A 9727-nucleotide genomic window follows, 5' to 3' on the forward strand; every position below is an offset into this window, starting at 1 on the left:
ACTTTTTCTAGCACTTCAACGCGAAATGACCCCCAACCCGAGAGATAAAATCCCAGGTCAGGAGCCATTTCATTCGCGTGCGCGAGGGGGGACTTGAACCCCCACGTTCTTGCGAACACTGGCACCTGAAGCCAGCGCGTCTACCAATTCCGCCACTCGCGCGAGCGGCCTCCCAGGCGATCCGGCGTCACCGGCCTCGTCCTGAGCAGCGAGGAATACCTTACCGCACCCGTTCGACAGCGCGCAAATCGGCACCAGGCGCCTCCGAACGGCCACGATTCGGCATCCGTTCGGAGGCCGCGCCCGGCCGCTCCCAGGAGTTCACCGAGCTGTCCCCGTAGTATCGAAGGCGACATCTGCGGAAAGGAGTGCCCCTTGGGCCTTCTGGACAACCTGGAGCGCGGCCTGGAGAAGGCCGTGCGGTCGGCGTTCTCCGCGGGCGGCTCCCAGGCCGTGAAGCCCGTCGAGATCGCCTCGGCCCTGCGCCATGAGATGGACGACGAGTCCATCACGGTGTCCGAGGGTCATGTCGTCGCGCCCAACGACTTCGTGGTGCGCTTCTCCGAGCCGGACTTCGAGCGCGCACGTGACTGGGGCACCGCCCTGGCGCAGGAGCTCTGCGACGAGGTCATCCGGTACGCCGACTCCCAGCAGTACACGCTCCCCGGCACCGTGCGGGTCGCCTTCCACGCGGACGTGGACCTCCGCGAGGGCCGGATCGAGGTGGACTCCCGTCTCGACGACGGCTCCGCCGCCTCGGACGACCGCGTCCCCCAGGACTCCCCCTCCCCGTTCGGCAGCGCCCCCGGGGCCGCCGCCGTGGAGGAGCCGCCGCAGCGGCTCGTGGAGGACGAGGCCCCGGTGGGCCCCGCCGCCCCGCGCCGCTCCGAGCGTCCGCGCATGCCCGCCGCCGGCCGCCGGGGCGCCTACGGCGAGGGCTCCCATGCCGCAGACGCACGGGACCCTCACGATCCGGACGACGCCCCCGACCGCACCCGGGTGGTGCCGCGCCCGGGCGCCGAGTCCTCCGTCCCCTCCCTCGAGGTGGACGGCCGCCTGCATCCGCTGGAGCAGGAGGACATCGTGGTGGGCCGCTCGAACGAGCGCGCCGACCTCGTGCTGTCCGACTCGTCGGTCTCCCGGGAGCACGTCCGCCTCATCCGCACAGGCCGGAACGTGACCCTGATCGACCTGGGCTCTCGCAACGGCGTGACCGTGAACGGCCGCCGGGTTGACGGGTCCGTCACGCTCCACGACAGTGATCGCATCACCGTGGGACAGACAACCCTGGTCTTCCACGCCGCCCCGGGACAGGAGGTCCGATGAGCGAACTCGCCATCGCCGCGCTGCGCTTCGGGCTCCTGCTGGCCCTCTGGATCTTGATCGTCTCGATCGTCACGTCCCAGGGCCGCGACCTCGTGGTGGGCCGCCGCAACAAGACCCGCCGGGACGCGGCCCCGGTCACCGCCTCCGCCGCGTCGGCCCCGGCCGCCGCCGGCGGCTCCGCCGCACCGGAGCACCACGGCGCCCCTGCGGGCGGCCGCACCGTGCACTCCGGGCCGCCGACCCCGGCACCGCGGCTGGCCAGCACCCTCATGGTGGACAAGGGCCCGCTGGCCGGACGTGAGATCGACCTGCAGGGGCAGGCCCTGCTCATGGGCCGCGCCCAGGACGCAGACCTCGTGCTGGAGGACGACTACGCCTCGGGCCGCCACGCCCGCCTGTTCCCGCAGGGCACCCGCTGGTTCCTCGAGGACCTCGGCTCCACCAACGGCACCTTCGTGAACGGCAGCCAGATCTCCCGCGCCCTGCCCGTCGGCCCCGGCGACTCCATCCGGATCGGCAAGACCGTCATGGAGATCAAGGCCTGACCCATGCCCTACGTCCTCCACTGCGCCGCCAAGTCCGACGTCGGCAGGATCCGCTCGAAGAACGACGACTCCGCCTATGCGGGTCGTCATCTCGTGGTGCTTGCCGACGGCATGGGCGGGCATGTGGGCGGCGACGTCGCCTCGGCCTCGGCCGTGCTGGACCTGGCCCCGCTGGACGCCACCGGCTACGACGACCCGGCGACCGTGCTGCCGGACGAGATCCAGAACGCGAACCTGGTCCTCAACGAGCTGGTCCACGCGAACCCGAAGCTCGCCGGCATGGGCACCACCTGCACCGCCGGTCTGCTCGCCGGGGACACGCTCTACATGGCGCACATCGGAGACTCGCGCGCCTACCGCCTCAGGGACGGCGAGTTCGAGCAGATCACGCGCGACCACACCTTCGTGCAGCGCCTCGTGGAAGAGGGCCGCCTGTCCAAGGAGGAGGCCGAGCACCACCCGAACAAGAACGTGCTCATGCGGGTGCTCGGCGACGTGGACGCCTCCCCGGAGCTGGACGTGTTCGAGGTCCCGGTGACGGTCGGCGAGCGCTGGCTGTTCTGCTCGGACGGCCTGACGGACGTGGTCACGGTGCCCACGATCAAGCAGACCGTGGAGCAGGCCGAGACCCTCGAGGACGCCGTGGACGAGCTCGTGGACCTGACCCTCAAGGGCGGCGCCCATGACAACGTCACGGTGATCGTCTTCGAGGTCGCGGAGGGCACCGAGGAGGAGCTCGCCCCGGTCCAGTCGCTGCACCTGTCGGACGAGGCCCTGGCGGCCGCGCATCCGCCGGAGGTCGGCCCGGTCTCCGGCCGCCTGCTGCGCGAGGACCTTCAGGTGCGCCCGCACATCCTGGTCGGCGCCGCCTCCGCCGCCGTGAAGACGGACCGCGTCCCGATCGTCACACGCGCCACCACGAAGCGCCGTGCCGCCACCCTGCTCGGCGAGGAGCCGGCCCCGGACAACCGGCCGCGCCGTGCCGCCGCCATCCTGACGGGCTCCTCCCGCGCGGAGCCGGCCACCTCCGAGGTCCCGACGACGGCACCCGCCTCCGCGATCGGCTCTGCCGGAGAGGGGGACTCCGCCCCGAACGGCGCCGCCGCCGCGGGAGCGGCCGCAGTCGGCACCCCCGGCTCGGCGAGCGCCGCGGACACCGCCGACTCCCCCGCCTCCGGCAGCGCCCCGTCTGCGGAAGGCGCGGACGGCGCAGCCGCGTCGGCAGACGCGCGCACGGCCACGCAGACGCAGGACGAGGATCTCTCCGCGGAGGAGGACACCCGCGAGTCGACGTACCGCCGCGGCTTCTTCGTGCCCGTCTTCGCAGCGCTGCTGGCCTTGATCCTGGCCGTCCTGCTGGGCTGGGGGTACCTCTGGACCCAGACCCAGTACTACGTGGGCGAGCACGAGGGGAAGGTCGCCGTCTTCAAGGGCGTCTCCCAGCGGCTGGGCCCCCTCGAGCTGTCCGAGGTGGACCGGGACACCGATCTGTCCGTGGACAGCCTGACCGGCTACACCCGCACGCGGGTGGAGTCCGGCATCTCCGCCCGGGACCAGGAGCACGCGGACCAGATCGTCGCGGACCTGCGCCGAGACACCGGCGAGGAGTCCGACGGCGGCGAGGAGCCGTCGTCGTCCCCGGCGTCCTCGAGCTCCTCGGACGACCCGTCCTCCTCGCCCTCCCGTTCCGGGTCCGCCTCGACGACGCCCTCCCGCTCCGGGTCCGCCACGCCGTCTCCGTCCGGCTCGCGCAGCCCCGCCCCGAGCGGCTCGTCCTCCTCGAACGGGGGTGACTGATGCCCGGCGTCATCTCACCGCCGCACCCGCGGCGCAACGTGGAGCTCCTCCTGCTGGTGCTGGCCCTCGGCATCGGCCTGGGCGCGAACCTGCTCGGCGCCATCGGCACCGAGCAGGAGATCACCACCGCCTACTGGGTCCAGTCCGGCGTGCTCGCCGCGGCGAGCCTGGCCCTGCATGTGGTGCTGCGCCTGCGCGCGCCCTTCGCCGACCCCTACATCCTGCCGATCACGGTGACGCTCAACGGCCTGGGCCTGGCGATCATCCACCGGCTCGAGACGTCGAACACCCTGGCCAACGCCACCACCCAGCTGGTGTGGACCGTGGTGGCCATGGCCATGGCCGGAGCGCTGCTCTGGTTCGTCCGCGACCACCGGCTGCTGCGCCGCTGGCCCTACCTGTTCCTCGCTCTCTCCGCGGTGCTGCTGGTCCTGCCGCTGCTGCCGGGCATCGGCATGACCGTCAACGGCGCGCGGATCTGGGTGAACCTCGGCGTCGGCACCTTCCAGCCCGGCGAGATCGCCAAGATCACACTGGCCGTGTTCTTCGCCGGCTACCTCTCGGCGAACCGGGACCTGATCCTGCTCGCCGGCAAGAAGGTCGGGCCCCTGACCTTCCCGCGCATGCGCGACCTCGGACCCCTCGTGGTGGCCTGGCTCGTGGCACTGGGCGTGCTGGTCTTCCAGCGCGACCTCGGCTCCGCGCTCCTGTTCTTCGGCCTGTTCATGGCGATGCTCTACATCGCCACCTCGCGCGCTTCGTGGATCCTGCTGGGCCTGGGACTGATCGGCCTGGGCGCCGTCCTGGCGTTCCTGTTCATGCCGCACGTCACCGCCCGCTTCGACGTGTGGCTCAACGCCTTCGACAGGCAGATCTACGAGCGTCAGTTCGGCGGCTCCCTGCAGGTGGTCGAGGGCGTGTTCGGCATGGCCTCCGGCGGCTTCATGGGCACCGGCCTCGGCGCCGGCTCCCCGTGGCGCGTGCCGCTGAACCACTCGGACATGATCCTGGCGACCATCGGCGAGGAGCTCGGCTTCGTCGGCCTGTCCGCCGTCCTGGTCCTCTACCTGCTGCTGTTCACCCGCATCATGCGCGCCGCCCTGGGCGCCCGCGACGCCTTCGGCAAGGTCCTCGCGGCCGGCCTGGCGTTCACGCTCGCCTGGCAGCTGTTCGTGGTGGCCGGCGGCGTCATGCTCGTGATCCCGATGACCGGCCTGACCACCCCGTTCCTGGCGGCCGGCGGCTCCTCGCTGCTCGCCAACTGGATCATCGTGGGACTGGTGCTGCGCATCTCCCATTCTGCCCGCCGCCCCGTGGTGGTGGACGACATGGTCAACGCGTCCGGCCCGGGTGCCGGCCACCAGGATCCGGCCAAGCTCGTGGCCCTCGAGCCGCACCGTCGCGGCGCGGGGCGCCGCGGATCCGCCCGCCGCGCCGCCGTGGGAGGTGATCGCGCATGAACGAGGCGATCCGTCGCATGTGGATGGTGGCCGTGGCCCTGGTGCTCGTGCTGCTCGTGGCCGGCTCGACCATCCAGGTGGTCCTGGCCGACCAGCTCAAGGAGGACCCCCTGAACCGTCGCCAGATCTACCTCGAGTACGGCGCCCCGCGCGGCCCGATCCTGGTGGACGGCGAGCCGATCGCGCAGTCCGTCGAGTCGGACGGCCGCTTCGCCTACCTCCGGCAGTACTCGGAGTCCGGCATGTACGCGCCCATCACCGGCATGTACTCCCTCAACTACGGCGCCTCCGGCCTGGAGCAGAAGCTCAACCGGTACCTCGCCGGCACGCCGACCTCCGCGTTCATGGACCGTGCGTTGGAGATCGTCACCGGCTCCACCGCCCAGGGCGACCAGGTCGAGCTGACCCTGGACTCGGACATCCAGCGCCTGATCTACGGCGCCCTGCCGGACGGCGTCCGCGGCTCGATCGTGGTCACCGAGGTGGACACCGGCCGGATCGTCGGCATGACCTCGCGCCCGACCTTCGATGCGAACGCCGTCTCCTCACAGAACCTCGCCGAGTCGCGGGCCGCCATGGAGGAGCTCGAGTCGATCCCGGGCGGCAGCGCCTACACCAACCGCGCCACGCAGCAGCTCATCTCCCCCGGCTCCACCTTCAAGCTCATCGACGCCATCGCCATGCTCGAGTCCGGCGACTACTCCCCGGACGACGAGCTCGAGGTGCCGGAGCGCTACACGCTGCCCGGCACCCGTACCCAGATGGGCAACTACAGCGGAGAGGGTGCCCAGTGCGGCACCCGGTCCACGGCATCGCTGACCTGGATCATGGCGAACTCGTGCAACACCCCGTTCGCCGAGGCCGCCGTCGATCTCGGCCAGGACAAGATCCGTGAAGTGGCCGAGCGCTTCGGCTTCAACCAGGACTTCGAGATGCCGCTGGACGTCGCGGCATCCCGGTTCCCGCAGGACCTCGACGACGCCGCGCTCGCGCAGTCGGCGATCGGCCAGCGGGACGTGCAGGCCACGGCCCTGCAGATGAACATGGTGGCCTCCGGCATCGCCAACGGCGGGATGCTGATGGAGCCGCAGCTCGTGGAGTCGATCCGCAGGTCGGACCTGTCCGTGGTCGAGTCGTTCAGCCCGCGCGAGCGCGGCCGGGTCACCAGTGAAGACGTCGCCGCACAGGTGCGGGACATGATGGTCGCGGTCGTCGAGGAGGGCGGCGCCTCGGGTGCCCGCTCCTCTCAGGTGCAGATCGCGGCGAAGACGGGCACGGCGCAGATCGACGGCACCGACGCGGTGCACTCGTGGATCACGGGCTTCGCTCCGGCGGAGAACCCGCGCTACGCGGTGACGATCGTCATCGAGAACACAGACTTGGGCACAGGACGCCGTCTGACGGTGGACAACATGAAGAGGATCATGGAAGCGGTGGTCGCAGAATGAGGCCGACATCCGGTATCACGCTGGGCGGCAGGTACCAGCTCACCGATCGCATCGCGATCGGCGGCATGGGCGAGGTGTGGAAGGCACGAGACAAGGTCCTCGGCCGCATCACCGCGGTGAAGATCCTCAAGGAGGAGTACACCGGCGACCCCAACTTCCTGCGCCGCTTCCGCGCCGAGGCCCAGCACACCGCGCTGCTGAACCACCCCGGCGTGGCGAACGTGTACGACTACGGCGAGGAGAAGGGCTCCGCCTACCTCGTCATGGAGCTCGTGCCCGGGCAGCCGCTCTCGTCGATCCTGGAGAAGGACAAGGTCCTCTCCCCGGACCGCACGCTGAAGATCATCTCCCAGACCGCGGCCGCCCTCTCGGCCGCCCATGCCCAGGGTCTGGTCCACCGCGACGTGAAGCCGGGCAACCTGCTGATCACCCCCACCGGCCGTGTCAAGGTCACCGACTTCGGCATCGCCCGCCTCGCGGACCAGGTGCCGCTGACGGCCACCGGCCAGGTCATGGGCACCGCCCAGTACCTCGCCCCCGAGCAGGCCACGGGCCAGCAGGCCACCGGCGCCTCCGACCTCTACTCGCTCGGCGTCATCGGCTACGAGTCCCTCGTGGGCCGTCGTCCGTTCACCGGCGAGTCCCAGATCGCGATCGCCCTGGCCCAGGTCAACGATCCGCCGCCTCCGCTGCCGGAGACCATCCCGGCTCCGGTGCGCGCGCTGATCATGTGCCTGCTGTCCAAGGAGGCCCAGGAGCGCCCCTCGGACGCCACCGCGCTCTCCGAGGCCGCGGACGCGCTGCGCCGCCACGACACCGCCGGTGCGGTCGAGGCCGTGCCGACCCTGCGCCCGTTCCTCGAGGAGTACGCGGACAGCGAGGCCACCACCACCCTGGACGCCCAGACCGCGCCGGTCGACTACTCGGGCATGCGGGACACCCACGCCACGGACGTCGTCCCGCCGGACTCCGGTGCCGCAGCCGGTGCCGCAGCTGGTGTGGGTGCGACCGGTGCCACGGCCGCACCGCGCACCGCCTCGATGCCTCGGATCGACGACTCGCAGGACTCCCGCGACGCCGCCCGCGAACAGCACCAGCCGATCTCCGCCGCCGCGGACGCGCCGGAACACCGCCAGGACACCGGCCGCCTCGACCTGGACGACGGGGACCGCCGCGCGCGCTCGACCGTCGTCGGCCCCGAGGCCACCCGGAACGACGGCCGCCGCCGCGGTCCCCGCTGGCCGCTGGTCGCCCTGCTGCTGCTCCTCGCGTTCGCCGTGCTCGGCGCGCTGCTGTGGCCGAGGGTCTCGGAGATGCTTGGAGCCGGGGACGACGCCCCGCAGTCGGAGGTCGGGGAGATCACGCTCCGGGAGGACGAGTACGTCGGGCGCCCGGCGGCCGAGGTCGTGCCGCAGATCGAGTCCAAGGGCCTGGAGGCCGACCAGACGGAGGCGGACGACCGCGCCGAGGAGGGGACCGTCGTCGGGCTGGCCCCGCTGACCGGCCTGACCGCCGGTGACACGGTGACCCTGGACGTCTCCACCGGCATGGGTGAGATCCCGGCCGACCTGGTGGGCATGGCCGCCGAGCAGGCGACCACCGTCCTGCAGGACGCCGGCTTCAGCGTGGACCGCGTGGACGACCCGTCCGCCGCGGGCGCCGCCGGCGAGGTCGTCCGCGTGAACCCGGGCTCCGGCGAGCGCCACCGCTACGACACCCCGGTGCAGCTGATCGTCGCCGCCGGGAGCGGCGGCGAGGCACCCGCCCCGACCACCTCCGCGGCCCCGACCGGCGAGCCGACGACGGAGCCGGAGCCCACCGAGTCCGCCGCGCCGACCTCCGAGCCCTCGGAGGAACCCACGCAGAAGCCGACGGAGGAGCCCTCCTCCGACCCGACCACCAGCGAGGAACCGACCGAAGAGCCGACCGGCGAGCCGACGACCGAGCCGGAGCCCACCGAGGACCCGACCGAAGAGCCCACCGAAGACCCCACCGAGGACCCGACCGAGGACCCGACCGAGGTCCCGACGGACGACCCGACCGAGGAGCCGACGGAGACCGACCAGCCCACGGAGGGACCGGACACCGGCGAGACGACCGCCCCGGCGGAGCCGACCGACGAGGACGTGACCGGCTGAGCCCCGGGGGCTCTCACCGGTGACGTCGCACCCAGGACGGACGGGAGCATCACGTGTCCACTGAGCACATCCTCAACGGCCGCTATCGGATGGAGGATCTGATCGGCCGCGGCGGCATGGCCGACGTGTACCGCGGCACCGACCTGCGCCTGAAGCGGACGGTGGCGATCAAGATGATGCGCCCGGACCTGGCCCGGGACCCCCAGTTCCAGTCCCGGTTCCGGCGCGAGGCCACCAGCTCGGCCTCCCTGAACCACCCGAACATCGTCCACGTCTTCGACACGGGCGAGGAGGACATCGAGGACCGCCACGCCCACGAGGTGTCCTGCCCGTTCCTCGTCATGGAGCACGTGGACGGCGGCACCATGAAGGACGCCATCGGCGCCGGAGACGTCACCGTGGAGGAGGCGGTGGCGTGGCTCGACGGCGTCCTGGCCGCCCTCTCCTACTCGCACGGCCTCGGGATCGTGCACCGGGACATCAAGCCGGCGAACGTCATGGTCACCGGCTCCGGCGAGGTCAAGGTGATGGACTTCGGCATCGCCCGCGCTCTCGCGGACACCTCTGCCACCATGACCCAGACGCAGACCGTGGTGGGCACCGCCCAGTACCTCTCCCCCGAGCAGGCGATGGGCGGGACCGTGGGCACCCGTTCGGACCTGTACTCCGTGGGCTGCGTGGCCTTCGAGCTGCTCACCGGCCGCCCGCCGTTCCTGGGCGAGTCCCCCGTGTCCGTGGCCTACCAGCACGTCCGCCAGGACCCGCCGCGCCCGTCCACGCTGAACCCGGACGTGACCCCCGCCCTCGACGCGGTGGTGCTCACCGCGCTGGCCAAGGAGCCCGACGACCGCTTCGACGACGCGGACCAGTTCGCCGCCGCCCTCGTGGAGGCCCTCGGCTCCCCCGAGCAGACGCAGACGGGAGCACTGCCGCTCGTGGATCCGGACGCGGACGCCCCCGCCGGCCCCACCCCCTCCGAGGACTCCACCCCCGCCCTGCCGGCGGCCGGCGCC

At 71.9% G+C, this 9727-nt stretch carries 6 protein-coding genes, 1 tRNA gene and 1 pseudogene; 7 read left to right on the forward strand and 1 reads right to left on the reverse strand.

Annotation, left to right across the window (positions count from 1 at the left end; translation table 11 throughout):
• Positions 1-78: 78 nt before the first annotated feature.
• A tRNA-Leu gene (locus MLY01S_RS07545) sits at positions 79-162 on the reverse strand.
• A gap of 213 nt (positions 163-375) precedes the next feature.
• Between MLY01S_RS07545 and MLY01S_RS07550 the strand changes: the two genes are divergently transcribed.
• The 7 genes and pseudogenes from MLY01S_RS07550 to MLY01S_RS07580 all read left to right on the forward strand — a co-directional run.
• A complete protein-coding gene (locus MLY01S_RS07550; RefSeq protein ID WP_067190833.1) occupies positions 376-1326 on the forward strand; it encodes an FHA domain-containing protein in 951 nt (316 codons plus the stop codon).
• Positions 1323-1871: an FHA domain-containing protein FhaB/FipA gene (locus MLY01S_RS07555; RefSeq protein WP_067190834.1), complete on the forward strand. Its 549-nt coding sequence runs from the start codon at positions 1323-1325 to the stop codon at positions 1869-1871. Before MLY01S_RS07550 ends, MLY01S_RS07555 begins: the two co-directional genes overlap by 4 nt.
• A gap of 3 nt (positions 1872-1874) precedes the next feature.
• Positions 1875-3668, forward strand: a pseudogene (locus MLY01S_RS07560) (PP2C family protein-serine/threonine phosphatase); the annotation flags it as partial.
• Positions 3668-5128 (forward strand): FtsW/RodA/SpoVE family cell cycle protein, encoded by a 1461-nt coding sequence (locus tag MLY01S_RS07565; RefSeq protein ID WP_082739839.1) that lies wholly within the window; start codon positions 3668-3670, stop codon positions 5126-5128. The pseudogene MLY01S_RS07560 and the gene MLY01S_RS07565, both read left to right, overlap by 1 nt.
• Complete coding sequence (locus MLY01S_RS07570; RefSeq protein WP_067190837.1) at positions 5125-6576, forward strand: penicillin-binding transpeptidase domain-containing protein; 1452 nt, start codon at positions 5125-5127, stop codon at positions 6574-6576. Before MLY01S_RS07565 ends, MLY01S_RS07570 begins: the two co-directional genes overlap by 4 nt.
• Positions 6573-8714: a protein kinase domain-containing protein gene (locus tag MLY01S_RS07575; RefSeq protein ID WP_082739840.1), complete on the forward strand. Its 2142-nt coding sequence runs from the start codon at positions 6573-6575 to the stop codon at positions 8712-8714. The genes MLY01S_RS07570 and MLY01S_RS07575 overlap by 4 nt, the downstream gene beginning before the upstream one ends.
• 53 nt (positions 8715-8767) lie before the next feature.
• Positions 8768-9727: protein kinase domain-containing protein (locus MLY01S_RS07580; protein ID WP_373279962.1), on the forward strand; the 960-nt coding region annotated here is incomplete at its 3' end.

The sequence above is a fragment of the Micrococcus lylae NBRC 15355 genome (assembly GCF_001570885.1).
Lineage (GTDB): Bacteria > Actinomycetota > Actinomycetes > Actinomycetales > Micrococcaceae > Micrococcus > Micrococcus lylae.

Excerpts from the sequence above, each read along its gene's own strand:
- MLY01S_RS07555 (WP_067190834.1), top strand. The coding sequence starts at position 1,323 with ATGAGCGAACTCGCCATCGCCGCGCTGCGCTTCGGGCTCCTGCTGGCC.
- MLY01S_RS07565 (WP_082739839.1), top strand. The coding sequence starts at position 3,668 with ATGCCCGGCGTCATCTCACCGCCGCACCCGCGGCGCAACGTGGAGCTC.
- MLY01S_RS07570 (WP_067190837.1), top strand. The coding sequence starts at position 5,125 with ATGAACGAGGCGATCCGTCGCATGTGGATGGTGGCCGTGGCCCTGGTG.
- MLY01S_RS07575 (WP_082739840.1), top strand. The coding sequence starts at position 6,573 with ATGAGGCCGACATCCGGTATCACGCTGGGCGGCAGGTACCAGCTCACC.